A 24671-nucleotide genomic window follows, 5' to 3' on the forward strand; every position below is an offset into this window, starting at 1 on the left:
ATTTTAAAGCAAATAAAAAGCCTCTCTAAAAATTCAGAGAGGCTTTTAAAAATAGTTAGTTAGTTGATTTTATTTTTTTAAAATCTTAAAGCTTTCTCCTTTTCCGTTTTGTGTAATAACCTTCACAATATAAAGTCCTGAGCTCCAATCTTGAGAATTTATAGTTATGTTATTAGAGTTCATTTTATATATTCCTAATTGTTGTCCTATTGCACTGTAAACTTGAACCTCATTGATTAACTCATTACTTTTAATCTTTAATTCGTCTTTAATAGGATTTTGATACTCTAAGGTATTTGTTAAATTAAATTCTTCTACAGAAAGTGAAGCATCTGTAAATCGTTGTACATACATATTATCTCCTGCACCTCTATCTTCAACAAATGCTGTTACTACGTCTCCATTTACTGGCATATTAAAATGAATATCACCTTTATTAGCCGAATAAGTTGCTATTGGCTTTGTTTCTTCTGGCCAAACAAAATCACCATTAGCATCTAAATAACAAGCATTTAATGCTGTAGGTGTGGCTCCATTATCAGCTCCTGATTTTATTATAAATAATGGTTGATCATCTATAAGTCTTAAATCTCCAGCATGCACATTATCTGTACCTATTGCATACACTTCTTTTGCTGTTTCTGTAAGCTGTCTTGCTCCAGTTACTTTATCAAATTTTTGCACATATTCTCCAATATTATTTTGAGAAGTATCAGAGTAGGTACAAATTGCCCATACATAGTTAGATCCTGAAGCAAAAGCTATTTTAGTTCCTTTTTCGAAGTTAGTTTCATTGGTGTCAAAATCTGCTCCATTAATTCCCCAAGGCAAAGTTCCATCCGGATTAATACGTTGTACAAAAGAATCGAACCTTGTAGCTGTAGCAGCACTATAACCATAATATATCACATCATTATCTTGAGCGCCACTATAAAAAGAATTATAAGCTGTAGTTTTATTTGATAGTTGAGTTGGATTTGACCAAACTTCATTTCCATCAGTATCAAAACGTTGAGCGTATAATGTTGAACTAACTCCAGAGCCTAGTTCATGAAATACCATTATAAGATTACCAGACGAAATTTCGTATAAGTTAGCAGGTGAACTTGGGCTTGGAGAAGCCACAGATTGTTCAGATGGCCAAACAGCATTTCCATTGCTATCATACTTTCTCATTGTAGCACTATAAGTAGATACACTTAACCAAGAAACAATAACGTCTCCCGAAGACAAAGGCAACACCTTTACTAAATATGCATCAGGATTTGAGATTGTCCAAAGTATATTACCACTTGTATCTACCTTATATGCAAATCCAGTTTCATCTCCAGTGCCAGTTACTCCAACATAAAGATTATCGTTGGTATCAATACTTACTGACCAAAATAATGTATAAGAGCTCATTGGAATGGTATTACTAATTAACATTCCATCTGCTCCGAATTGCTGATTTCCAGAAGCATCCATAAGTTGCACTCTAAGTTCATAATTAACTGGAGCTGCTACTTCTTTCCAAAAAACGACATATGTTTGTCCATCAGAAGTCCCAATAGACATCATATCACTAGAGTTTGAACTTGCTACCAAAGTATTAGCAGCTGTGTCCGTTGTCCATTGCGCATTAACGTTAAAAATTGCAAACAATGCTATTAACAAGGTAATTTTTTTCATGATTTCTTGAATTTGTTTTGTGTATTAGTTGTGGATTTATCTATAATTTTCTCTAGAACTTTTCTTTTAAGATTTGATTCTTCAATAAGCTCTTCTAAAGATTTATTATGTTCTTTTTTTGATAATGACGACATACTTTTTGACGGTTTATCTTGATTCCCACCAAAACTAAATACTTAATTAAATGATATAAAAAATTACAACCACGCAAAAACACTCGAAGCGAAAAAACCACCCAACAAAGAACACTCAATCCGCCTTAACAAATTGACCTACAAATAGTTAATGAATTTTTACTTATATTACAAACTATTCATATAGTTAGACAAGTTTACTTTTTCATTGGTTAGATTTAGCTTTTTGCGAAGTCTAGTTCTTGCATTTTCAATGGACTTAAAAGACTGTCCAGTAATAAGAGCAATTTCTTTGGAGGTAAGATCTAAATATAAAAGAGAACAGAGTCTTCTGTCCTTTGGAGATAAATCTGGATGTTTTAAATTAAGTGCTTTACAAAATGATTCGTGAACTTGTTCAAAACTTACTTCAAACTCTTTCCAGACATTAGAGTTTAAATCGCGCTGAAGACTTACCAGAATATAATCAATAGCTTGTTGTGTTTCTTTTTTTACAGCTTTTCTTTTTACTTGCTTAAGATCAGTCAAAATACTATTTATTATGTCTGTTCTATGCATTTCTGCCATTGCTTTACTAATAAGCGTTTTATTTTTACTTTCTAAGTTTTGTCTTAGCTCATTTTGTTCAGCAATAAGTAACTTTTTTTCAAGATTATTTTTAGTTATTGTAGCCTTATATCTAAATACTATAATAATTAAAAGTAATATACTTGCCACTAAACTCAATCCAATCATAATGTATTTAGAGCGTTCTTTTTCTTTTTCAAATTCTTGAATTTTCTCTTTCACTCTAAACTCTTGCTGTAGTTTTAAACGCTCTACATTTAGTGCTTTCTCTTCAACATTAATACTATCTCTTATTTTATTGTACGTTTCAAAATAATAAACAGCATTTTGATAATCGTTCTTATTTTTATAGGCTTGATATAAGGTATTTGCTGCATTTTGATTTCTAAAACTATAAAAGCTGGAAGTATTTAAATCCATTGTTCTCTTTGCATAAACAATGGATGAATCGTTTTCTTCTACCTTTAAAAAAAACTCAGCAATAGAATTATTTACAAGGTTTTTTAATATGTCATTATCGGAATTCTTTGAAAAGCTTAATGCACTATCAAAATTAATCTTTGCATTTTGCAAGTCATTATTTATGCTATATGCTCGACCTAAATTAGCATAAACATATCCATACAATTCTTTATTATTTAACCTTTTAGAAATTTCTAACGATTTATTAAAGTAGTGTAATGAAGAATCAACATTTTTTTTTAAGAATAAGTTTCCAATGTTGTTTAGTATTTGTGCCAATCGTAATGAATCTTTATGCTTCAATTGGTACTCATACACGTTATTGAAATATTCAAGTGCTTTCTCATTATTATTTAGCCTTGCATATATTATTGCTAAATCATTCTCTAATAAGGTGGACTCTGTTTCATTACCTAATTCCTTATATAAATTATAAGCCTTTAAATAATACTCAAGTGTAATATCTAAAATGTCTTTGGAATAAAAAATATTACCATATGACTTGTAAATTAAAGCTAACTCTTCCTGAGCGTTTTCAGAACTTTCTACTTCTCTTTCTGCAAGCTCTAAATATGAGATTGCCTTATCCCAATCACTTTCTACTAACTCACTTGAAATACTTGTGATTAATTCTACTCTTTGCTTTAAATTACTTTCAAAATTTAAGCTATCTATAAGAACATCTACTGGTTCTTGACCATTAGAAAGATTAATAATTAATAGAAAAATGAAAGTAATTTTTTTCATAAACCAGTATTCCTAAGAAAGATACTAAATATAATAGCACATTACAATAGCATATCTATTTTACCACTAATTGCTACTATTTTTAATTAAAACAACTAATAAGAAAAATACCTTACTAAAACCTTAATCGTCTAAACTAGGCAATACAAAACTATTTAACACACTAGGTTGTGCCATCATTTCCTCGATAGCTTCAGAAGTTCTAGGAGCTTCAGCAGATAAGTTGACAGGTCCATTTTCTGTAATTAAAATATCGTCTTCAATACGTACAGCAATTCCCCACCATTTTTCATCACAAGGGCTTCCATCTGGAATATAAATACCAGGCTCCACTGTTATCACCGAATTTGCTTGTAAATTTCCTCGTGTTCCAGGATCGTGTACATCTAACCCTAAATAATGCGAAGATCCATGTGGATAATAATTATGACGTGCATCTACAGCATCTATGATACCTAATTCAAATAAGCCTTTATTAATAATTTCTTTGGTAATATTATTTGGCGCTCTAAAAGGAGCTCCAACAACTGTTGCCTTTATACCTGCTTCTTGTGCTTTAAATACCAAATCGTAAATTAGCTTTTGTTCTTTAGTGAATTTTCCATTTGCTGGAATAGTACGCGTAACATCTGCTGTATAAGCACGATACTCTGCTCCTAAATCCATTAGCACTAAATCGTTACCAACCTTCGTTCTATCATTTTCAATGTAATGTAAAATACAACCATTATTCCCTGCTCCTACTATAGATGGATACCCTTCATAAGCTACGCCATATTTTTTATATACAAACTCATGAATCCCTTGTAATTCTGCTTCAGACATATGTGGCTGCATTGCTTTCATTACTTCTATTTGTCCTATGGCAGAAATTCTAATAGCTTTAGTTAATAGCTTTAATTCTTCGGCAGTTTTTATTTCTCTCATTGCTGCCAATTGCTCAGGTAAAAACGACACATCTACAAGCTGCTTAACACCTAATACTAAAGACACTTGTTGCTGTGCATCTTCAATTTTAGTTTTATCGTTTGCTTGTAAGTAATTTTGAATAATAGCATCCTCAAGTAATTCTGGGTAATATGCTTGGTACTTTTTTATGGTACTAACGATATTAGATTGCTCTTCTATAGTAGCCTTAGCTATAGCATTATAAAGATACACTTTGGCTTTAGAAGGATAATCTTTAGGGTTATAATTTGTAGCAAGCTTAAAACTTTCTACCAAATCAAATATCTCTGCTTTATTACTTGTATTTCGATAATCGTCTTTAAATTTTCCATCAATAAACACTTGCGAAAACTTACTAAAATTAATTGACGAAATAATAAATTCAATAGCATTTTTAGCTTTTGAAACGCCTAATGTTTTTATAGCTTCTTCTTTACCTAAACGCTTACCATCCCACATTTCTTTAGTAGCATTTTTTTCTTGCACATATAGTATTTCGGTATAAGTATTACCATTAGCATCTGTTTGCTCGTCTGAAAACAATACCAATACACCATTAGGCTCTCTGTAACCAGTGAGGTAGTAAAAATTTGGATCTTGATGAAATACATAATCCACATCATTAGCACGATTACGTAAAGGGTTAGCAAACACCACAGCAACCGAGTTTGCTGGCATTTTACTTCTTAATACATCACGACGTTCTTTATGAAACTCTTTAGAAAGAAAATCGGTTGGTACTTGATCTTGCGCAAATAATGATACCGAAAAACACAACGTAAATATTAGGCTATATACTATTTTCATAAGTAAGTTAAAATTTTAAGAACCCAAAACTAAAAGATACAGATGCTTTTAACAAACATATCTAGAAAACTTTAACAGCAAGAACTTGTTAAATTGTACGTATTTCTACGTATTGATTTTTTGACCTGAAAAGGCTAACTTCGTTTAACAATTTATATAAACCATTAAAACGTGTTTATATAAATACATTAAACGAACATTCAAAAATCGAATGAAATATATTAAACTATTTATAACTACTATCTTAATATTTACCATCTCCTCATGTAGCGGACAAAAAAGCAAAAAAGATGTACCAGTTACAATTCCAAAAAGTGAGGTAGAGAATAATCAAAAAAATGAAATAGTTTATGACAACCCAATGTTTGCTTCTGGTTCAAATGAGCAAATAGATCAAGTTGTGAGAACCGTTTTTCAGGATAGTAAGGGCACTTTTTGGTTTGGTACCGAAAGTGGACTTTATAAACTTGTTGATAATAGCTTGGTTTTTATAGACCAAATTAAAAGTGAAACAGGAAAAGGTGTTACAATAAAAGACATTACCGAAAGTAAAGATGGTAACATATGGATTGGCCATACAAATGGTATAAGTAGCGTTAACGGAAATACAGTTACTAACTACTACAAATCTAATGGTTTAATTAGCAACGATGTATGGTGTATTACTGCTGACAGCAATGACACAATATGGATTGGAACTTTAGAAGGTGTTTGTACTTTTAACGGAAAAGAATTTTCTAAGTTTCCACTTCCTGAAGGTGAAAAAGACTCAACCAAAGGTATATCAAGCACCAAAATAGTTCATAATATAAAAGAAGACAGCAAAGGTACTCTATGGTTTAGTACCAATGCTGGTTTATTTTCGTATGCTAACAACGTACTAACCAATGTTTCTGAAAAAACAGGTATTCAAACAAATTTTGTAAACGAAGTATTTGAAGACAGCAAAGGTAAATTGTGGATTTCTACAAAAAAAGGACTTTATAACTTAAACGAAAATAAGGCAATTAATATTACCGAAGGTAAAATTGAAAACGGAAAAGGCATAGGTAGTATTGCTGAAGATAAGAATGGGAGTTTATGGTTTGTATCCAACCAACACTACTTATACACTTATAAAAATGGTAAGCTAATCGAATACAAAAAAACAGCAAACAATAAAGGTCCAGTTGTCTTTAAAATTTATAAAGACCAAAACGATAGACTTTGGTTTGTTGGTTTTGGAGGTGCTTATAGGTTAAACAACAACCAGTTCCTTAATATTAGAATGAATGGTCCTTGGTAAAAGGTAACACAACCTTAAAAAATAACATAAAAAAAGACCTTAATTCCTTAAGGTCTTTTTTATTAATCTTCTAATATTTTATAATCTTCTTTAGGATACTCTTTAATATCTCCAAACAGTTTTTCTTTCCAGTTTTTCCATTTATACACTTTAGCAAAAATCAATAGTAATATTGGAAATACTACAAATACAGGTACAAATATTTCTGCAACTCCCATTTCTGTTGGATCAGACATATCTTTAAATACAGAGTGCGTTTGAAATGCAGTCCAATCTGCTGTTACAAGTAACGCAGTAAACAAATTATTAGCAGCATGAAAACCAATAGCAAGCTCTAAACCTTCATCCATTAATGTCATAATCCCTAAAAAGAAACCAGTACCAATGTAATACACCATGATTACGTACCCTAGTTTATCTACTTCAGGGTTTGCTAAATGTAACAATCCAAAAACTACAGATGTTATTACTAATGGCAACCATTTGTTTTTAACCATGGTTCCAATTCCTTGCATTAAATAACCTCTAAACAAATACTCTTCAAAACTTGTTTGTATTGGTACTAAAATAATTGCTATAGCACATAAAATTAAGAAAGGTTCTAGGTTAAAATTAAACACATATCCTTCTGGATTAAAATAATAATCGGCTAAAACCATTCCTGAAGAAATAATTCCCCAAAATAGAAAAGCAAAAAATATACGCTTCCAGTCAACCTTTTCTCTTGATGTAGTGAGATGTCTTAAACTTTGTTTATGTATAAACTTTATAACTACAATAAGACCTACAAAGCCAATAGCAAAGGATATCAACATTAAAAATAAAAATGAGTTGCTACCTAAAGCTTCAGACATTCCTCCAATATCCATTGGGATATCTGCAAAACTAGATACATTCATTAATAAACCAACAATTAATGGTACAGAGCCAATAAATTGCCACGCAAAAAGTATTATCATTAATCCTACTAAATAACGCCACCAATCGTGCTCAATTTTTAGTGCTTGTCTTAAATACATATATTAAATATTAAATTTCCAATTATGTTTTGTTTGATATTGCAATGTACCATTTTTTACTTGTAATGGTGATTCAAAATTATTGGTAAACAAACTCCCTGTACCAAGTCCTTGAGGCATTGGATTTTGCAATTTGTATGTCCATTGTGCAATAGCGTTTAAACCAACATTACTCTCTAAAGCACTTGTAATCCACCAACCAATATTATTTTGTTCTGCAATATCTATCCACGTTTTACTACCTTCAAAACCACCAACTAAAGTAGGTTTCAAAATAATATATTGTGGCTGTATGGTTTGTAGCAAAGTAGTCTTATTTGTTACACCAAATACACCAATTAATTCTTCATCGAGTGCAATTGGTAAAGGTGTTACTTCACAAAGTCTTGCCATTTCTTCAATTTGACCTTGCTTTATTGGCTGTTCTATAGAATGTAACTCTAAATCAGACAACACTTTAAGCTTTTCTAGCGCCTCATTAGACGCAAAAGCACCATTAGCATCTACACGCAATTCTATGTCACTTACAGAAAATTCGTTTCTAATAGATTTTAGCAACTGCATTTCAGTATCAAAGTCAATAGCTCCAATTTTCATCTTAATACAGTTAAAGCCTTGTGCTAATTTATCTTTGATTTGTTGTTTCATAAAAGCTTCACTTCCCATCCAAATCAATCCATTTATAGCAATAGCTGCTTCTCCACTAGTAAATTTTGAAGGAAACAGCTCAAAAGGTGTTATACTTTTCAATGATTGAAAAGCCATTTCTAATCCAAACTGAATGCTTGGAAACTCGGTTAAAGCTTCTAATAACTCTTCTAGTCCTAAATGAATGTTATCACAAGTCCACTGGAGCTTTGCTTCAAAGTCTGGTCTATCATCACAACTTAAGCCCTTAAACATTCCGCACTCACCAATCCCCTTTTTATCCTGATTTTCAATTATTAACAACCATGTATCTTTGGTTCGTAATATACCTCTAGACGTACCACTTGCTTGTTTAAAATTAAGTACGTAATGTTTAAAATGTGCTATCATATATAATTTCAAAAATACACATTAATTTTTGTTATTTTAGTGATGCTCAAAATTCAAAAAATGCCAGATTTTCCAAACATCATCCACTTTGCAATTCCTTTTTTTGTAGTCTCAATGCTATTAGAATTAATAGTAACCACTAGAAAAAACATAAAAACCTATGAGGTTAAAGATGCTTTTTCTTCAATTGCCATGGGATTAGGAAACGTAGCTTTAGGATTTATAAGTAAAGCTTTAGTACTGCTTGTATTTTTATTTATTTATGAGAATTTTAGATTATTTACAATACCTGTAGTATGGTGGAGCTTTATACTACTCTTTTTTGCTGATGATATTTCATATTATTGGTTTCATCGTATATCACACAGTTGTCGTTTGTTTTGGGCTTCGCATGTGGTACATCATTCATCACAGCATTATAATTTAAGTACTGCTTTAAGACAAACATGGTCTGGAAGTTTTTACACTTTTATTTTTTGGTTATGGTTGCCTTTACTTGGTTTTCACCCAGCAATGATAATGCTGCAAATGTCAATTAGTTTATTATATCAATTTTGGATACACACCGAAGCTATAGACAAACTACCTAAATGGTTTGAAGCTGTTATGAATACACTATCTCATCATAGAGTACATCATGGAAGTAATCCATTATATTTAGATAGAAATCATGCTGGTATTTTAATTATTTGGGATAAGCTGTTTGGTACTTTTCAACCAGAACTCAAAGAAGAAAAAGTTGTTTATGGATTAGTGAGCAACATTGATACTTATAATCCAATTAAAATTGCATTTATAGAATGGTTTTATATGTTTAAAGACGTGTTTACAGGAAAAAAATCTTTTACTGACAGATTACAATACCTATTAAAACCTCCAGGTTGGAAACATGATGGTACTGGAAAACTATCGGATGACTTAAGAAAAGAATGGCTTACCAAACAAAAAACTAGCAATGACATTTAAAAACAAAGTAATTTGGATTACTGGTGCTTCAAGTGGTATTGGTAAAGAATTGGCTTTACAGCTATCAAAATTTGATTGTAAGCTTATTTTATCCTCACGAAGACAAGAAATATTAGAGCAAGTTAAAGCCTCTTGCAGTAATAATAAAAATATAGAAGTATTGACCTTAGACTTGGCTAATTATAAAGCAATGCAAAATGTTACTAGTAAAGCTATAGAGTTATTTGGGCGTATTGATATACTAATAAATAATGGAGGTATTAGCCAACGCTCTCCAATTATTGAAACTGATATTGAAGTAGACAAAAAACTAATGGAAATAGATTACTTAGGTACTGTGGCTTTAAGTAAAGCCATATTACCACATTTTGTTACCAACCAATCGGGACATTATGTTGTTGTGTCTAGTGTTATGGGGAAATTTAGCTCCTCTTATAGATCTGCATACTGTGGTGCTAAACATGCTCTACATGGTTTTTTTGATGCTTTGCGTTTAGAGCATGATAAAGACAATATTAAAGTGACTATGATTTGCCCTGGATTTGTAAATACCAATGTAGCTCGAAATGCCTTAACTGCAGATGGAAGCAAACAAGGCGTTCAAGATGATGCTACTCAAAATGGCTTACATGTAACTGCTTTTGTAAAGCGTATGCTAAAAGCTATTAAGCGTGAAAAATACGAAGCTTATATAGGGCGCTTTGAAGCTTTTGGCGTTTATGTTAAACGCTTATCTCCAAAACTCATACATAAGCTTGTTTTACGTAGTAAAGTAAGGTAATTACAATTCTAAACTTTCTCCTATATCTAACAACATCAAATCTTTATCCTTATCAAAAAAAGCTTTTTTTGCTGCTTCATGGTCAATTTCAATATAACCAAAAGTATCAAAGTGGTAACCTAATATTTTATCGCATTGTACAAAATCACTAGCAATAATAGCGTCTTCAACTCCCATAGTAAAGTTATCTCCAACTGGTAAAATTGCTAAATCCAATTTTGTTTGCATTGGAATTAACTTCATATCAAACGTTACTGCAGTATCTCCAGCAATGTAAATGGTTTTATGTTCGCCTTCAATAACAAAACCTCCTGGTTGTCCTCCATAACTACCATCTGGGAATGATGACGTATGAATCGCATTTACATATTTTACTTTTCCAAAATCGAATTCCCAAGTACCTCCATGATTCATTGGATGACCTTCTATACCTTTTCCTTGGTAATGTGTAACAATTTCATAATTAGAAATAACAGTTGCTCCTGCACGTTTTGCTATAGCTTCTACATCTAGAATATGATCTTGATGTGCATGTGTAACCAAAATATAATCAGCTTCGATGGTATTAACATCAATATGTGATGCTTTTGGGTTTCCAGAAATAAAAGGATCCACTAATAAGTTAACATCATCTATTTGAATATGTAAGCTTGCGTGTCCTAAAAAAGTGATTTTCATTGTAATTAACTTTAATATTGTTTTATTCTAAAATCATGAATTGTTTTTTCTTACGAGCAGAACTCATCATGATAAACTTATTGTTTGAAAATGTTCCATAATAAGGTAAATAAAAGGTTTTGCCTTTATTGTTTTGAATTTTATCATATGAAACATCTCCATTACTTGAGTAAACAAAATCGTATAATGCTGAAGATTCAAACCAACCTTTACTAGCCTTAGTACGACCATCCTTTTTCTCGGTTAAATTTTTCCCTGAATTTAAAACAACATGTAACTCATCATTCTTTAAAAATGCATTATAAGATGGAGAGGTTGCTCTTTTAAAAATACTTCTTCCCCAATCTAATTCACCTTGAGCATTAAATTTTAAGATTAAAATATCGTCATAATGGTAAGTTGTAGTCCAATATCCTCCATTCATTCCTGTACTAACGTATTGTTGTGTTATATAAAACTCTTCAGCTAATATATAAGTATTACCATTAGTGTCTGAAATAACATAATCTATGTAAAAGCTAGATAATTCTTTTTTCTTCTTTTTATTTGCCTTTCTATAGCCATATAAATCTTCATAAACCTCTGTTGGTAATTGGTAAGTTCTTTTACTTGTTACTGAAAAATTTTCTTTATCAATTATAAAATTACAACCTCCTTTAATTCTACTTACATTCTTTTCAGAATAGAATCCTAGTAAATGTAATTTATTATCAACATTAGAAATAGTTAAGGATTTTATATGTTCTTCATCAAGTGAAACTTTTAACTCATCATTACTATCTTTAGTAACTTTGTTTAATACAAATTCGTAGTTAGCATCTCCTTTCTTTTTTTGTTTTTTACCTTTTATAAAAAGTTTTCCTAAGGCAAAAACAGTTCCATTATCATCTACACTTAAATCATTAGGCTCTAAGAAACGCTCCTTATGTTCTTGATACGATTTTTGGAATACTATTTCAAGATTACTTGCTTTAAGTAATCTTATAGTATAAGAGTTAATATTCTTCTTAATATTATCAGTTGAGATAGCTATATAATTACCGTCGGGTGAAATAGCAAAACTTGTTTGCCTATTATCTTTACTTGGAAACAAAAACTTACTCTTAGCAACAGTTACTTCAAATACTTTTACTTTTTTATAACTTTTAGTTTTTAAGTTAAAAACATGACAGTTAACTTCTCTAATATTATGCTTTGGAGTATATACTGTGAAGAATTTTATTTCATCTCCATAAAATAAATCGCCTACGTATCTTTCTTTTTTATGACTATCGACAACATGAGAAAATACTTTCTCTAGTGATGTATTAAAAACATCAAATAAAATATGTTTTTTACTACTCCTTACAATTCCTGTTAAGCCTTCATTAGATGTGTGAATTGCTAAAATATCTGTTGACTTGACTTTGTCTTTATATTCAGCACTTTCAATAACTGATAGCTTTGTTGTGCTTTGTGAAAATGTGAGGTTTAAGGTTAAGAATGATAGAATTAGAATTAGTTTTTTCATGCAAATTAGTTATTTGTATTTTAAGTCATGAAAATACAAAAAAACTACTTATAATCCATTAATCACAAACCCTAATCCCATTAAAATTGAAAGGAAAAAAGTAGCTAATGCAACTATTTTTAATTGTGAATCTAATTTTACTGGTTCTTCAGTATTTGCTACAAAAATAATATGCTTAATTAAAGGGATTAACATTACAAGAGGTAATAAATTAGCCCATGATCTATAAAACAGCAAACAAAAACTAATAGTTAATACTATAGCAATTGCTATCATTAATACATGGTATCGCTTTGCGTTCTTAAACCCTAACAATATAGCTACTGTAGTTTTGTTTGAAGCTTTATCAGACACTATATCACGCATATTATTAAGATGTAGCACACCAGCACTTAAAATACCTATAATACTCGCTGGTAATATTAATACAGTTGATAAATCTTTTGCATACAAAAAGTAAGTCCCAAATACACTTAATAATCCAAAAAAGAGAAATACCATTATATCACCTAATGCACGATAACCATATGCAGACTTCCCAACAGTATACTTTATAGCTGCTGATATAGAAATTGCTCCAAGAGTTATAAATAAAATAGAATAGACAAAATTATGACTTCCAAAGGCAGCATAAATTAGAAAGAACACAAACATAATAACTACCAAAACATTTAATTTAATGGCAGTATACATTTCACTTGGAGTTATTTTTCCGCTTTGAATAGCGCGTTCTGGTCCAATACGATTATTGTTATCAGTTCCTTTAACTCCATCACCATAATCATTAGCAATGTTTGATAGTATTTGCAAACTTATAGTAGCTAACAATGCTAAAATAAAAATAGACCATTTAAAAATACCATCATAAAAAGCAAAACAAGAACTTACAATAATTCCTGAAACAGAGAGTGGTAATGTTCTTAACCTAAATGCAGAAAGCCAAAGTTTAAATTTATCCATAAATTATAGATTAATACCTAAACCAATATTAAGGGTTTGTACGTTTTTGTTGTATGATATATCAGGAACTTCATCCTTTACATTTAAACTAATAAAATCTAAATAAAGATTAATAAAAACTTTAGTTGAGATATCGTACAATACTCCTACACCATAATTAATTCCATTATAATCAGTTTTAACAGTAGCATTTGGAGCTATCATTGGATCAAATGTATTAAGACCTGACTCTAAGTCTATTTTAGAATTAAAAAAGCTATAACCTAAAATTGCATAAGGTTTTAATGCTGGCATACTATTTATTTTAAACTCTCCAATAATTCTTGGTTTTAAAATAATTGCATTACCATCAGCTTCATCTAAAAAATTGTAATTAAAATAATCAACTCCTAATCCGGCCTTTAAAACAAAACTTTCTGCTTCATGAGCTTTATAAGCAACATCTAAACCTAAAATACCATTGTAAGCATTTTTGATAAAGTTATCTCCAATAGACATTGGATGGTGAATTCCTAATGAAAATTTTGAATCGTCATTTATAGTTTCTTGTGCTGTAGAATAGCTAACGCAAAAGCAAATGGTAATAACCAATAAAACTCTTTTCATCATTATGGTATCCATTTTTTAGGGAAATTAGGCTTACGTTTTTCTAAGAAAGCATTTCTACCTTCAATAGCTTCGTCTGTCATATAAGCTAAACGCGTAGCTTCACCAGCAAATACCTGTTGACCAACCATACCATCATCAGTCAAATTCATAGCGAATTTTAGCATTTTTATAGATGTTGGTGATTTAGCTAAAATTTCTTGAGCCCATTGGTAAGCTGTATCTTCTAATTCTTCATGCGGAATTACAGCATTTACCATTCCCATTTCATAAGCTTCTTGAGCAGAATAGTTTCTTCCTAAGAAAAAGATTTCTCTTGCTTTCTTTTGTCCAACCATTTTTGCTAAGTATGCAGAACCATAACCACCATCAAAGCTAGTTACATCAGCATCTGTTTGCTTAAAAATAGCGTGTTCTTTACTTGCTAAAGTTAAATCGCAAACAACATGCAAACTGTGTCCTCCACCTACTGCCCAACCAGGTACAACAGCAATTACTGCTTTTGGCATAAAACGAATTAAACGCTGTACTTCTAATATATTTAAACGATGATAACCATCTTCTCCAACATATCCTTGATGACCTCTCGCTTTTTGATCTCCTCCACTACAAAATGAATATACACCATCTTTTGTTGAAGGCCCTTCTGCACTTAACAATACAACACCAATTGAAGTATCTTCATTAGCATCGTAAAAAGCATCATATAATTCACTAGTTGTTTTTGGTCTAAATGCATTTCTAACATTTGGTCTATTAAAAGCTATACGCGCAACACCATTACATTTTTTATAAGTAATATCTTCGTATTGCTTCGCTTCTACCCAATTAATTTGGTTCATAAATTGTTTGTTTTAAATCAAAAATAAGATTTTAGAATATTATTTAGTTGTTTTTATTTAAATAAATTCCGTCCTCTTTAATTGTAATAATTCTTTGTTTATAAAGGCTCCCAACAGCTTTTTTAAAGCTCTTTTTACTCATTTGAAAAATATCCTTTATCTCTTCTGGAGAAGATTTATCTGTAACTTGAAGATAACCACTATTATCTTCTAATTCTCTTAGTACAACTTCGGCATTTGGCTCTATATTTCTATAACCTATCTGCCCTAAAGCTATATCTAATTTATTATCGTGTCTAACTTTCTTAACAATACCCTTAAGTTTATCTCCAATACTAATATCCTTAAAAATATCATCTGTAAAAATTAACCCTAAATGCTTCTTATTTACAATAACATTCATTCCAATTTCTGATGGATGTGACACTATAACATCAACCTCATCAAACTTTTGTACTGTAAGTTCTTTGTTATCTAAAAATCTATTGGTTTTACTTGAAGCTACTAACCTATTAGATTCTTCATCCAGATAGCAATGTACTAAGTACCAACCACCCTTTTTCATTTTAAAAGCTTGCTCTTTAAAAGGACAGAATAATTCTTTCACCATTCCCCAATCCAAAAAAGCTCCAAACTTAGTCACTTGATTACATCTCAAAAGGGCAAAATCACCTTTTTTGATATAAGGTTTATCTGTAACTGCTACAAGTCTTTCCTCATTATCTAAATACACAAATACTTCAAGCTCATCACCAATATGAAATTCTTGAGGTACATATCTATTTGGTAATAATACTTCATTGTCTTCATTATCTCCTAAAAACAATCCAGGATCAGTGTCTCTAAGTATTGTTAGTGTATTGTATTCTCCAATATTAATCATGTTGCAAATGTAAGCATATTAGTATGAGAAATTAAAAAAAGCGTCACAACAATTGTGACGCTTTTTTATATATGGTGAAAAATTTCTAGTAGATAGATTCTTTACCAAAATGCTTAGTTAAAAGGTAATATACTACTGCTCTATACTTATTACGATTTGAACGTCCATAAGTTTCCATTACAGAATCAATAGCTCCATCTAAATCATCACTTGCAGATAAACCAAGTTTTTTGATTAAGAAATTATTTTTTACAGTTTCAAGTTCAGACTCATCACTTCCAGAAACAGTCGCAGCATCAGCATTATAAATAGATGGACCACAACCAATAGTTACTTTAGTTAATAAATCCATATCTGCAGTTACACCACATTTATCCTTTAAATCTGCTGCATATTTTGCGATTAACTCATCTCTTTTACTCATGATTTTTGTTTGTTTTAGGTTAAAAATTAATGTTTTGTTTTGCTAACTAAATATAAGACACTAAAGTTACAAAAAAGTCACATCTTTTTTATTTAATTCCTTTAAAATAGCTTAACAAAACATCATCATTTGTTGTCCTAGGAGTAAAAACTTCTAAAAGTTTAGGTTTGTTACTATTGCTATAAAAACTTTGAAGAGCATTAGTAAGCGTTTCTTTAGAGTTTGCTGAACAATACTTTATATTATACATATCACATAAATGAGATGCATTTAAATTATGTGTGGTCTCAAAATAATCTTCAAAATTCTGAGTGTTTTTATGACCAGGTAAGATTCTAAAAATACCACCTCCAGAATTATTTACTAAAATAATTCTAAAACTACTTGGTATATATTTATTCCAAAATGCATTGCTATCGTAAAAGAAACTTAAATCTCCTGTAATCAACACTACAGGATTATTAGACACAGCAGAGGCTCCTACAGCAGTTGAAGAACTTCCATCAATTCCACTTGTTCCTCGATTACAATAAATTTTAAGTGTTTTATTAATATCAAATAGTTGGATATATCTAATTGCAGAACTGTTGCTAGAATGAACAATAGAGTTATCTGGAATAGATTTTAAAAGATCGTTAAATGCTGTAAAATCTGAATATGGAATATTAGCAACGTATTCATTATGTTTTAAAGTTCTATACGCCTTTACCTTAGACCAATCAAATCTATAATTACTAGAAGAACTTTGATCGCTAAAAAAGTTTTCAAAAAACACATTAGGAGTGCATTTAAAATGCTTCTCTAAACAAAAAAACGTATCATTAGCTCTATTCTCATCTATATGCCAATGGTGTTTTGGCTGGTACTTTCTTAAAAATGCTTTTATCTTTTTAGAAACTATTAAACCTCCAAATGTTAACAAAATTTCTGGTTGCAATGCTTCAAACTCTTGGTCGTTTAAAGGTGCAATTATTTTATCTATACTCGGAAAAAAGTTATCATGATGTAAATTAGATGTGCTCTCGGTAAATACCAAAACACTCTCGTCATTTGCTAAAGCTTCTAAATATTTTTGCTCAACACTATTTGGTTTATTTACACCTACTAAAACCATTTTTTTTGCAGAAGATTCCCAAATTGTTTTACAGGTTTCTATAGCAGCAACATCAAACACTTCGGTAGATGCCTCAATACTTTTAGGAGTTACCGAAAAAGCATCAACCATGTCGTACAAAGGTTCATTAAAAGGAATATTAATATGAACAGGTCCTTGTTGAGTTAAGGATAAATTAATAGCAGTGTTTATTTCTGCAACATTATTATTTTTTGAATCTACCTCATCTAAATTAGCCTCGTAAAGAATATGGTTACTATAAACACCTTTTTGATTTATGGTTTGTCCATCGCCAACTCCAATTAAATGGGCTGGTCTATCTGCCGATAAAACCACTAAAGGTATATTGCTATAATATGCCTCAGCAATAGCAGGATAATAATTAAGTAGTGCACTTCCAGAAGTACAAACAAGCGCCACAGGCTTGCCTAATTGTTGTGCCATTCCTAATGCAAAAAAAGCAGCACAACGCTCATCTACAACACTATAGCACTTAAAATATGGATGATTGGTAAAACCAATTGTTAAAGGTGCATTTCTACTTCCTGGAGAAATTACGATATGCTCAACTTCTTTGAGTTCGCAAAGCTTAATAACAGTTTGTGCTAGTGGAATTTTTGGTAACTTCATGAAAAGCAAAGTTATTCAAATAATAGTTTTTTGAATAATTAATTAAGCACGTTTTTCATCGTTCTTGTTTTATTTATGGTCTCTTGGTATTCATGCTCTGGAACAGAGTCCTTTGTAATGCCTCCTCCTACATAAACTAGCGCTTTTTTCTCTTGAACTTGCATACACCTTAAGTTAACAAACAGATGCGTATTTCGAGAATTGAATGCATAGGCACGATTTTCTATGTTTCTAGCTCCTGAACGTGGTTGAATTTTAGCTTCTAAATTTAATTCACCTAAAAAGCCAGTATAAAATTCACGATTATATTGTTCGTTATCTAATATAAATTGCATTGCATCTAGCTTAGGTAATCCACAAACTGCTGGTGTTGGATGTAATGCTAAAATTAACTTTTGTAACCCTTTTTCTTTTTGAGTTAATAAACCACTTACATCTGTTTTTAAATGCAGTAAGTTTCCTGCTCTAGTTGTTTTAACTTCAGAAAATGAAACCATTTCTGAAATATCTTTTAAGGCTTCACTTAGATAATCGGTTACAATTTGTTGCTCTTCAATTTCTTTATCGTTCCATTTAACATCAGTAGTTCCGTTATACACTTGTGTACCAGCCAATGCCATTGTTGAAAAACGTGTACCATTGGTGCTTAATAATGTTTCTGGAGTAGCTCCTAACCACAATCCAACTTTTGGATGATACCAACAATACACTAATGCGTTGTCGTACAATTTTAGCAGACTAGAGAATACTTTTATTAAATCAAAATCTCTTAAATTAATAGTTTCACTTCTTGAAAGCACAATCTTTTCATAACTACCATCTTGAATAGCTTTAATACCTTTAGAAACTAAATTTACATGTGTTTCTTCTTGTGATTCGCTATCTAAAACACTTTCTGCACTTGTATTTACAAAAGGGACTTCATAAGTAGTGACTTTACGAGATTTACTAAATGGAATTAGTATTGATGACTTTCTAATATCGAAAGGCGCAAAAACAAATCCACTTTCGGAATAATCGAAGGTTTTATAAAGAACATCATCTTTTTGTAAAAATGCTTGAATCTTAGATTCATCTGGCTTGCGATAAGCAACAAAAGGCAGTTCTTTATTAAACTGCGTTGAAATTTCTAAATAAAAGTCTTTTACAGCCATTAATTATTTTGCTTTTGGTAATGCAATGGTTGATAATTTACAGTAAGATACAAGTTTATCTTCTTCATCAGTTACTCTAATATCAAATAACTGTGTTGTTCTACCTCTATGAATAAAAGTTGCTTTAGCATAAATAGTTCCAGAAGTTACACTCTTTAAGTGGTTGGCAGTAATTTCTAATCCTCTCACAAAATACTTCTCAGTATCAATAAAAATATGTGCAGCAAAACTACCAACACTTTCAGCTAAAGCAGCAGTTGCGCCTCCATGAAGGACACCATCTGGTTGGTGTACACGCTCATTAACTGGCATTTTAGCAATTAAATAATCTTCTCCAACATCTACCATTTCAATATTTAAGGTTTCCATAAGCGTATTTTTACTTACAGAATTAGCTCTTGCTAAAATTTCTTCTTTAGAAAAATTCATACATTTAATTTAGATTTGTAAATGTACAAAACCAAGGTTAAAAATGAATTCTGAAGAAAAAGAAATATCATATCAAACAACAAACTCCTACTCTACCTTAAACAAACTTACAGAGGCTACTAAAAATGTATGGTTAGTTTGTCATGGCATGAGCTATTTAAGTCGTTATTTTTTAAAATATTTCAAGCATTTAAACCCTGAAGAGAATTACATTATTGCACCTCAAGCTCCAAGCAAATCTTATATTAAAGGTGGTTTTAAACATGTTGGTGCTAATTGGTTAACTAAGGAAAATACACTAAAAGACACCGAAAACATATTACGTTACATAGATGCCGTTTTAGAAGCAGAACAAATACCAACACACCTCAACCTAATTGTAGCTGGTTATTCGCAAGGTGTAAGTATTGCGAGTCGTTATGTAGCTAGAAGACAACTTAACTGTAATCAACTTGTATTAATGTCTGGAGGTATTCCTAAAGAATTTGTTACATCAGATTTTGGCTTTTTAACTGCCAAAGTAAAATTGGTGTATGGTACTAGCGATGAATATTTAAATGACGAACGTATGGTATATGAAAAAACGCGTGCTGAAGAGTTATTTACTAATCGTTTAGAAGTGATTTCTTTTGAAGGTAACCATATTGTAAACACAGATATTATTAACAGTTTAGTATGATAGCCCCAACTTTAGAAAACAATCGCGTAAAACTTAGCTTGTTAGATTTAAGCAATTATGAACACTTAATTCCTATTGCAAATCAAGACAAGCTTATACAGTACTCTCCTAGTAAAATTAGTACACAAGAAGATTTAAAAGCTTATGTACAAACAGCTGTTGATGGTTATTATCATAAAACAATCATTCCTTTTATCATTTTTGATAAGCAAACACAAACGTATGCTGGCAGTACGCGTTTTGGCTTAATTAACTGGAAAAACAAAGTATTACATATAGGTTGGACTTGGATTGGAAAACAATTTCAAGGAACTGGTTTAAATACTAATATGAAGTTTTTGATGCTTCAATACGCTTTTGAAACTCTAGAATTTGATAAAGTTGAATTTAGAATAGACGAGCGTAATAAAGCATCGCGAAAAGCAGTTGAAAAATTAGGCGCTACCTTAGAAGGTATTTTACGCAAAGACACTTTAATGTTAGATGGCTTTAAACGTAGTACCTGTTGTTATGGTATTTTAAAAGAAGAATGGCCAGAAATAAGACAAACTATTTTTAAAGACTATTAACTTGTTTGATACGTCTTGTTCTTTTCTTTTAAAATAGCTAATTGCTTTTCTAAAAAGGTAATTGCCTTTTCAGCTTGTTTACTAGCTTTTGCCTTAAATATTTTAGAATCTTCTTTAAACTTTTCTTTTCCAGAAGCCGCTGCTTTTGTAAGATCCTCTTTAACTTCTTTTAAATCATTAGAGAGTTGATCTTTAATGTCCTTACCTTCTTTTTTTAGTTTATCTCTTGTAACACTACCTTTTTCGGGTGCGAATAATATTCCTGCTGCTGCTCCAATAAAAATACCTGCAACTAAAGCTCCTTTATGTATCATAACAATTACTTTTTAATTAAACTTTACTTATAGGTCTTAAGTTGAGAGCATTTGTTACAAATTACTAGAGTTGGAGTTATTTTTATAAACTAGCTAAGAAACATTAATAATCTTTTTAAAATTAAATTTAAATCATTCATAATACTCATATTTATAAGTTATTACAAAAACTAAATTATTTCCTTCAAAAGCTTGTACTTTTCTTAACAAACCATTACTATGATATTGATGCTTGAATAAGAAGTGACCTTCAACACTCATACATGGGTCAGAAAAATAATTATACTTTTTACTAATTTTTCCGTTTCTATTATATGATAGCTTTGTTGTAAATTCTTCAATATATTCAGTATTATCAAATGTTCTTACTGTCTCTTTTACCTTTTTCTCTACCAACCTATTTAAACTATCATATTCAAATAATATGCTTTTCATAGCAATATCATCAACATAATGAACTTCTGAAATTAAATTTTCCTCACTATCATATTGATACTCTTTACACGTAAGTTTTAAATTAGAATAAGCTGTTCTACCATCTACCTCTTTAATTTTTTCTAAAGTTTCTAAATCAGTTTTAATCTGATTAAATGGAGTCCAACTTTTCTCTATTGTTTTTTTATAAATAAATCCATTATCGCCAATTACTACATTGGCTTGTCTTATCAATTGATTGTTATCATTATAGGTGTTTTCAAACTTCTCACCATTAACTAATATCAACTGATGAAACTTATCATAAGCATAAAATAAAGAATCGACTTTTGTAGTATCGTTCTTTTCAATTCTTAAGTGTAAAATCTTATCATTTTGGTCGTTGTAAACAGTTTTATAGATAGAACCCAATCGCTGCATATTAAATTCAATTTCATTCCCTTTTTTATCATATTTTTTTACAATACTTCTACAACTACTACTGGAACTATTGTTACTATATTTTATAAAAGCTTCTTTAACTTTATTATTAGCTATTACTTTCTGAGAATTTTCTTCTTGTGCAAAACCAATGAAACTAACACTTAGAAATACGAATAATAAGACTGATAACTTCTTTAAATTCATTGAGCATATATTCTATTGGTTAATCAAGTTTTCTAGTCGTTCAAGCTTATCCAACACTTCCATTACCGAAAAACTTCGTGCAAACCTATACTGTTCTTTTCCTTCAACCATTATTAAAACTACAGGCAAAGTAAAAACCAAATGTTGTGCTGCTAATGCTTGTTCTTGTTGCACATCAATGATATTAATTTTAACCTCTGGAAAATGCGTAGATACTTGCTCTATTAATTTTGGTTTCAAAACTTTACAAACACCACAATGTTCTCCTGAAAAATATAATAACTCTATCATTTACTTTAAATATGTTGCTAATCTTTCATTAATAAAATAATTCCAACCACCAACACAACTTTCACGCTTAAACTCTGGAATACTATCATCAAAGTCTTCCATAACCTTTGTAGTTAACGTAAACTTTGTTTGCATTCCTAAATCTTCTAATTCCATTGTTACAAACGAATTTCCTCCCAAACCTTCATACTTCCAATTAGTCACAAGTCTTTTTTGCGGAATTACCTCTGTAACTTCCCAAAGGTGCATAAAATCTCTACTAGGTGCTTGGACATTAAACTGTGTTTTAAAACCAACTTGAGCTTTAAAATCTGGAATATTATCAAAAAACCATTGTATCATTTCTTCTTTAATAGTAATGGCTTTCCATACATCATTAATTGATTTATCAAATATTTTAGTAACAATAACTGGTGGTTCTGTAGTTTTCATAAAAGATATTTATATAAAAATAATAGTTTCAAAATTATTTAAACATAGCAATCTAGGAAAAGTTTATATTTTAAATGTCTTATACATTTGTAGCATCAAAAACATAATTATGACCCAAAAGGAAAATAATAGAATTGTTTATAATAGAAATTTAAATCGTGTTATAGAATATATACACAATCATTTAGATGAAAAAATTGAAATTAAAACACTTGCTGAAATTTCTCATTTTTCTCAATTTCATTTTCATAGAATTAGTCGTGCATTATTAGGAGAACCAATTGGTATATATATAACTAGAACTCGCGTGGAAACTGCTGCTAAAATGATTCGATATACAAATCTAAGCATAAAAGAAATAGGATTTAGCGTAGGTTTTGAAACACCATCATCATTTTCAAAATCTTTTAAAAATCATTTCAAAATTTCCCCCTCTTCTTATAGAAAAAACAAACATTATTCAATCAAAAAAATGAACATTATGAAAGTAGACTTAAACATTAAAAAGCCAAAAATTTTAACACTAGATAATCAGAACTGTATTTATTACAGAATGCATGGTCCTTATCAAACTCTTGATTATGGAAACGCTTGGGAGAAACTTTGGGAACAAATTAAAGTGCAAAAATTATTCACTAAAGGAATACAATCTATTGGTTTGCCACATGATGACCCAAAAGTTACTCATGATGACAAAATACGCTATGATGCTTGCTTAGTTATTCATAAAGAAGCTAAGCCGTCTAATGACATTGGTATAAAAACATTAAAAGGCGGAAAATTTGCAATGTTTCTTTATCAAGGCTCTTATAAACATTTTGCTCAAGTGTACGATTATATTTTTAACGAATGGCTTATGAATAACGATTATGAACTAAGAGATGCACCAACAAGAGAACGTTATATTAGTCATCCAGACCGTGTTGCAGAAGATAAACTAAAAACAGAGTTCTATCTTCCAATAAAATAATTTTAAAAAAGACAGTTTACTACTGTCTTTTTCTTATTTAAACTAAACTTAAGATATTCTTATAAATCTTTTTGATATCGTGCAACCATTTCCTCTTGGGTTTCAAGTGGATTATTAGTCTTTAATTGATCGTTTAACATTTGCCCCATTGTAGGAAACTGTGAACGCTCCATTTTTGCTACTTCACTCCAAAGTTGAGAACGCATAAATGCTTTAGCACAGTGCAAAAATAGCTCTTCAATAGCTACAATTATACATGCTTTAGGAGGATTTCTTTCTGTATCAAACAAATTAAGGTATTTCGCCTCATCGGAAATAGAAGCTTTACCATTTACACGCAATGTTTCATCTACTCCAGGAATCATAAACAACATTCCTATATGTTGGGTTTCTAAAATATTTGAAATACTATCTAATCTATTATTTCCTTTAGCATCTGGTATTAATAACGTTTTATTATCTAATACCTTAACAAAACCAGGAGCACCACCTCTTGGAGATGCATCTAATTTATAATCTTTATTTACTGTTGAAATAACTGCAAAAGGTGACTTAGCTACAAAATTAATTGCGTGTTTTTCTAATTCAAATAAGGTTTTGATTTTTGCTCTACCACTTGGGTAATCGTAAAGTTCGCGGAGTTGTTCTGTATTCTTAACATTCATGCTATAAATTTATGAATCTTAATCCACAAATCTA

Annotated in this window: 27 protein-coding genes; 6 read left to right on the forward strand and 21 right to left on the reverse strand. The window is 30.5% G+C overall.

The annotated features are described in order from the left end of the window. Positions 1-69: 69 nt before the first annotated feature. The 4 genes from ACLII3_RS00100 to ACLII3_RS00115 form a co-directional block, all read right to left on the reverse strand. Complete coding sequence (locus ACLII3_RS00100; RefSeq protein ID WP_412985484.1) at positions 70-1671, reverse strand: T9SS type A sorting domain-containing protein; 1602 nt, start codon at positions 1669-1671, stop codon at positions 70-72. Next, positions 1668-1805 (reverse strand): hypothetical protein, encoded by a 138-nt coding sequence (locus tag ACLII3_RS00105; RefSeq protein WP_412985485.1) that lies wholly within the window; start codon positions 1803-1805, stop codon positions 1668-1670. Before ACLII3_RS00105 ends, ACLII3_RS00100 begins: the two co-directional genes overlap by 4 nt. 168 nt (positions 1806-1973) lie before the next feature. After that, positions 1974-3581: a tetratricopeptide repeat protein gene (locus tag ACLII3_RS00110; RefSeq protein ID WP_412985487.1), complete on the reverse strand. Its 1608-nt coding sequence runs from the start codon at positions 3579-3581 to the stop codon at positions 1974-1976. A 123-nt stretch (positions 3582-3704) separates the two neighbouring features. Continuing rightward, positions 3705-5336, reverse strand: a complete 1632-nt coding sequence (locus ACLII3_RS00115; RefSeq protein ID WP_412985489.1) for an aminopeptidase P N-terminal domain-containing protein — start codon at positions 5334-5336, stop codon at positions 3705-3707. A gap of 211 nt (positions 5337-5547) precedes the next feature. Between ACLII3_RS00115 and ACLII3_RS00120 the strand changes: the two genes are divergently transcribed. Then, a complete protein-coding gene (locus ACLII3_RS00120; protein WP_412985490.1) occupies positions 5548-6621 on the forward strand; it encodes a two-component regulator propeller domain-containing protein in 1074 nt (357 codons plus the stop codon). Positions 6622-6683: 62 nt separating this feature from the next. On the opposite strand, the gene ACLII3_RS00125 is transcribed toward ACLII3_RS00120, so the two are convergent. After that, complete coding sequence (locus tag ACLII3_RS00125) at positions 6684-7640, reverse strand: CPBP family intramembrane glutamic endopeptidase (protein WP_412985492.1); 957 nt, start codon at positions 7638-7640, stop codon at positions 6684-6686. 3 nt (positions 7641-7643) lie between these two features. Beyond that, positions 7644-8678: an o-succinylbenzoate synthase gene (locus ACLII3_RS00130; RefSeq protein WP_412985494.1), complete on the reverse strand. Its 1035-nt coding sequence runs from the start codon at positions 8676-8678 to the stop codon at positions 7644-7646. A gap of 60 nt (positions 8679-8738) precedes the next feature. Here ACLII3_RS00130 and ACLII3_RS00135 point away from each other — a divergent pair, with 60 nt between their 5' ends. Together ACLII3_RS00135 and ACLII3_RS00140 are read left to right on the forward strand one after the other, a co-directional pair. Next, positions 8739-9644, forward strand: a complete 906-nt coding sequence (locus tag ACLII3_RS00135) for a sterol desaturase family protein (RefSeq protein ID WP_412985495.1) — start codon at positions 8739-8741, stop codon at positions 9642-9644. Then, positions 9634-10425 carry an SDR family oxidoreductase gene (locus ACLII3_RS00140; protein WP_412985497.1) on the forward strand — a complete coding sequence of 264 codons (792 nt, stop codon included), beginning with the start codon at positions 9634-9636 and terminating at the stop codon, positions 10423-10425. The genes ACLII3_RS00135 and ACLII3_RS00140 overlap by 11 nt, the downstream gene beginning before the upstream one ends. On the opposite strand, the gene ACLII3_RS00145 is transcribed toward ACLII3_RS00140, so the two are convergent. The 10 genes from ACLII3_RS00145 to ACLII3_RS00190 all read right to left on the reverse strand — a co-directional run bounded on the left by ACLII3_RS00145 (position 10426) and on the right by ACLII3_RS00190 (position 19655). Next, positions 10426-11103, reverse strand: a complete 678-nt coding sequence (locus ACLII3_RS00145) for a metal-dependent hydrolase (protein ID WP_412985498.1) — start codon at positions 11101-11103, stop codon at positions 10426-10428. Between the two features lie 22 nt (positions 11104-11125). Next, complete coding sequence (locus ACLII3_RS00150) at positions 11126-12613, reverse strand: hypothetical protein (RefSeq protein WP_412985500.1); 1488 nt, start codon at positions 12611-12613, stop codon at positions 11126-11128. A 48-nt stretch (positions 12614-12661) separates the two neighbouring features. Next, the gene (menA, locus tag ACLII3_RS00155) at positions 12662-13573 is read right to left on the reverse strand and encodes a 1,4-dihydroxy-2-naphthoate octaprenyltransferase (protein ID WP_412985501.1); all 912 of its coding nucleotides are present in this window, start codon (positions 13571-13573) and stop codon (positions 12662-12664) included. A gap of 3 nt (positions 13574-13576) precedes the next feature. Beyond that, positions 13577-14194 (reverse strand): hypothetical protein, encoded by a 618-nt coding sequence (locus ACLII3_RS00160; RefSeq protein WP_412985502.1) that lies wholly within the window; start codon positions 14192-14194, stop codon positions 13577-13579. Further along, positions 14182-15021: a 1,4-dihydroxy-2-naphthoyl-CoA synthase gene (locus ACLII3_RS00165; protein ID WP_412985504.1), complete on the reverse strand. Its 840-nt coding sequence runs from the start codon at positions 15019-15021 to the stop codon at positions 14182-14184. Before ACLII3_RS00165 ends, ACLII3_RS00160 begins: the two co-directional genes overlap by 13 nt. A 43-nt stretch (positions 15022-15064) precedes the next feature. Then, positions 15065-15904: a S1 RNA-binding domain-containing protein gene (locus ACLII3_RS00170; protein WP_412985506.1), complete on the reverse strand. Its 840-nt coding sequence runs from the start codon at positions 15902-15904 to the stop codon at positions 15065-15067. Between the two features lie 85 nt (positions 15905-15989). Further along, positions 15990-16328, reverse strand: a complete 339-nt coding sequence (locus tag ACLII3_RS00175; RefSeq protein WP_412985508.1) for a DUF2853 family protein — start codon at positions 16326-16328, stop codon at positions 15990-15992. A gap of 88 nt (positions 16329-16416) precedes the next feature. Further along, positions 16417-18072 (reverse strand): 2-succinyl-5-enolpyruvyl-6-hydroxy-3-cyclohexene-1-carboxylic-acid synthase, encoded by a 1656-nt coding sequence (menD, locus tag ACLII3_RS00180; protein ID WP_412985509.1) that lies wholly within the window; start codon positions 18070-18072, stop codon positions 16417-16419. Positions 18073-18110: 38 nt separating this feature from the next. Further along, the gene (locus tag ACLII3_RS00185; RefSeq protein ID WP_412985511.1) at positions 18111-19226 is read right to left on the reverse strand and encodes a chorismate-binding protein; all 1116 of its coding nucleotides are present in this window, start codon (positions 19224-19226) and stop codon (positions 18111-18113) included. Between the two features lie 3 nt (positions 19227-19229). Further along, entirely contained in the window at positions 19230-19655 is a 426-nt protein-coding gene (locus ACLII3_RS00190) for a PaaI family thioesterase (RefSeq protein ID WP_412985513.1), read from the reverse strand. A 43-nt stretch (positions 19656-19698) separates the two neighbouring features. On the opposite strand from ACLII3_RS00190, the gene ACLII3_RS00195 reads away from it, so the two are divergent. Then, positions 19699-20334, forward strand: coding sequence for an alpha/beta hydrolase (locus tag ACLII3_RS00195; protein WP_412985515.1), 636 nt, complete (start codon positions 19699-19701; stop codon positions 20332-20334). Further along, entirely contained in the window at positions 20331-20903 is a 573-nt protein-coding gene (locus tag ACLII3_RS00200) for a GNAT family N-acetyltransferase (RefSeq protein WP_412985517.1), read from the forward strand. Before ACLII3_RS00195 ends, ACLII3_RS00200 begins: the two co-directional genes overlap by 4 nt. Here the strand turns inward: ACLII3_RS00200 and ACLII3_RS00205 are convergent. The 4 genes from ACLII3_RS00205 to ACLII3_RS00220 all read right to left on the reverse strand — a co-directional run bounded on the left by ACLII3_RS00205 (position 20900) and on the right by ACLII3_RS00220 (position 23002). Further along, positions 20900-21217 (reverse strand): YtxH domain-containing protein, encoded by a 318-nt coding sequence (locus ACLII3_RS00205; protein WP_412985519.1) that lies wholly within the window; start codon positions 21215-21217, stop codon positions 20900-20902. The two genes, ACLII3_RS00200 and ACLII3_RS00205, sit on opposite strands and share 4 nt — an antisense overlap. A gap of 132 nt (positions 21218-21349) precedes the next feature. Next, positions 21350-22279, reverse strand: a complete 930-nt coding sequence (locus ACLII3_RS00210) for a hypothetical protein (protein ID WP_412985520.1) — start codon at positions 22277-22279, stop codon at positions 21350-21352. Positions 22280-22291: 12 nt separating this feature from the next. After that, positions 22292-22570, reverse strand: coding sequence for a thioredoxin family protein (locus ACLII3_RS00215; protein ID WP_412985522.1), 279 nt, complete (start codon positions 22568-22570; stop codon positions 22292-22294). Further along, positions 22571-23002, reverse strand: coding sequence for an SRPBCC family protein (locus ACLII3_RS00220; RefSeq protein ID WP_412985524.1), 432 nt, complete (start codon positions 23000-23002; stop codon positions 22571-22573). It lies immediately after the preceding gene. 109 nt (positions 23003-23111) lie between these two features. Between ACLII3_RS00220 and ACLII3_RS00225 the strand changes: the two genes are divergently transcribed. Next, positions 23112-23972 carry an AraC family transcriptional regulator gene (locus tag ACLII3_RS00225; RefSeq protein ID WP_412985525.1) on the forward strand — a complete coding sequence of 287 codons (861 nt, stop codon included), beginning with the start codon at positions 23112-23114 and terminating at the stop codon, positions 23970-23972. A gap of 59 nt (positions 23973-24031) precedes the next feature. Here ACLII3_RS00225 and ACLII3_RS00230 read toward each other — a convergent pair whose 3' ends face one another. Continuing rightward, positions 24032-24637: a pyridoxamine 5'-phosphate oxidase family protein gene (locus ACLII3_RS00230; RefSeq protein WP_412985527.1), complete on the reverse strand. Its 606-nt coding sequence runs from the start codon at positions 24635-24637 to the stop codon at positions 24032-24034. Between the last annotated feature and the right edge of the window lie 34 nt (positions 24638-24671).

This window comes from Pontimicrobium sp. IMCC45349 (assembly GCF_047219225.1).
In the GTDB taxonomy this organism is placed as follows: domain Bacteria; phylum Bacteroidota; class Bacteroidia; order Flavobacteriales; family Flavobacteriaceae; genus IMCC45349.

Excerpts from the sequence above, each read along its gene's own strand:
- ACLII3_RS00100 (WP_412985484.1), bottom strand. The coding sequence starts at position 1,671 with ATGAAAAAAATTACCTTGTTAATAGCATTGTTTGCAATTTTTAACGTT.
- ACLII3_RS00105 (WP_412985485.1), bottom strand. The coding sequence starts at position 1,805 with ATGTCGTCATTATCAAAAAAAGAACATAATAAATCTTTAGAAGAGCTT.
- ACLII3_RS00110 (WP_412985487.1), bottom strand. The coding sequence starts at position 3,581 with ATGAAAAAAATTACTTTCATTTTTCTATTAATTATTAATCTTTCTAAT.
- ACLII3_RS00115 (WP_412985489.1), bottom strand. The coding sequence starts at position 5,336 with ATGAAAATAGTATATAGCCTAATATTTACGTTGTGTTTTTCGGTATCA.
- ACLII3_RS00120 (WP_412985490.1), top strand. The coding sequence starts at position 5,548 with ATGAAATATATTAAACTATTTATAACTACTATCTTAATATTTACCATC.
- ACLII3_RS00125 (WP_412985492.1), bottom strand. The coding sequence starts at position 7,640 with ATGTATTTAAGACAAGCACTAAAAATTGAGCACGATTGGTGGCGTTAT.
- ACLII3_RS00130 (WP_412985494.1), bottom strand. The coding sequence starts at position 8,678 with ATGATAGCACATTTTAAACATTACGTACTTAATTTTAAACAAGCAAGT.
- ACLII3_RS00135 (WP_412985495.1), top strand. The coding sequence starts at position 8,739 with ATGCCAGATTTTCCAAACATCATCCACTTTGCAATTCCTTTTTTTGTA.
- ACLII3_RS00140 (WP_412985497.1), top strand. The coding sequence starts at position 9,634 with ATGACATTTAAAAACAAAGTAATTTGGATTACTGGTGCTTCAAGTGGT.
- ACLII3_RS00145 (WP_412985498.1), bottom strand. The coding sequence starts at position 11,103 with ATGAAAATCACTTTTTTAGGACACGCAAGCTTACATATTCAAATAGAT.
- ACLII3_RS00150 (WP_412985500.1), bottom strand. The coding sequence starts at position 12,613 with ATGAAAAAACTAATTCTAATTCTATCATTCTTAACCTTAAACCTCACA.
- menA (WP_412985501.1), bottom strand. The coding sequence starts at position 13,573 with ATGGATAAATTTAAACTTTGGCTTTCTGCATTTAGGTTAAGAACATTA.
- ACLII3_RS00160 (WP_412985502.1), bottom strand. The coding sequence starts at position 14,194 with ATGGATACCATAATGATGAAAAGAGTTTTATTGGTTATTACCATTTGC.
- ACLII3_RS00165 (WP_412985504.1), bottom strand. The coding sequence starts at position 15,021 with ATGAACCAAATTAATTGGGTAGAAGCGAAGCAATACGAAGATATTACT.
- ACLII3_RS00170 (WP_412985506.1), bottom strand. The coding sequence starts at position 15,904 with ATGATTAATATTGGAGAATACAATACACTAACAATACTTAGAGACACT.
- ACLII3_RS00175 (WP_412985508.1), bottom strand. The coding sequence starts at position 16,328 with ATGAGTAAAAGAGATGAGTTAATCGCAAAATATGCAGCAGATTTAAAG.
- menD (WP_412985509.1), bottom strand. The coding sequence starts at position 18,072 with ATGAAGTTACCAAAAATTCCACTAGCACAAACTGTTATTAAGCTTTGC.
- ACLII3_RS00185 (WP_412985511.1), bottom strand. The coding sequence starts at position 19,226 with ATGGCTGTAAAAGACTTTTATTTAGAAATTTCAACGCAGTTTAATAAA.
- ACLII3_RS00190 (WP_412985513.1), bottom strand. The coding sequence starts at position 19,655 with ATGAATTTTTCTAAAGAAGAAATTTTAGCAAGAGCTAATTCTGTAAGT.
- ACLII3_RS00195 (WP_412985515.1), top strand. The coding sequence starts at position 19,699 with ATGAATTCTGAAGAAAAAGAAATATCATATCAAACAACAAACTCCTAC.
- ACLII3_RS00200 (WP_412985517.1), top strand. The coding sequence starts at position 20,331 with ATGATAGCCCCAACTTTAGAAAACAATCGCGTAAAACTTAGCTTGTTA.
- ACLII3_RS00205 (WP_412985519.1), bottom strand. The coding sequence starts at position 21,217 with ATGATACATAAAGGAGCTTTAGTTGCAGGTATTTTTATTGGAGCAGCA.
- ACLII3_RS00210 (WP_412985520.1), bottom strand. The coding sequence starts at position 22,279 with ATGAATTTAAAGAAGTTATCAGTCTTATTATTCGTATTTCTAAGTGTT.
- ACLII3_RS00215 (WP_412985522.1), bottom strand. The coding sequence starts at position 22,570 with ATGATAGAGTTATTATATTTTTCAGGAGAACATTGTGGTGTTTGTAAA.
- ACLII3_RS00220 (WP_412985524.1), bottom strand. The coding sequence starts at position 23,002 with ATGAAAACTACAGAACCACCAGTTATTGTTACTAAAATATTTGATAAA.
- ACLII3_RS00225 (WP_412985525.1), top strand. The coding sequence starts at position 23,112 with ATGACCCAAAAGGAAAATAATAGAATTGTTTATAATAGAAATTTAAAT.
- ACLII3_RS00230 (WP_412985527.1), bottom strand. The coding sequence starts at position 24,637 with ATGAATGTTAAGAATACAGAACAACTCCGCGAACTTTACGATTACCCA.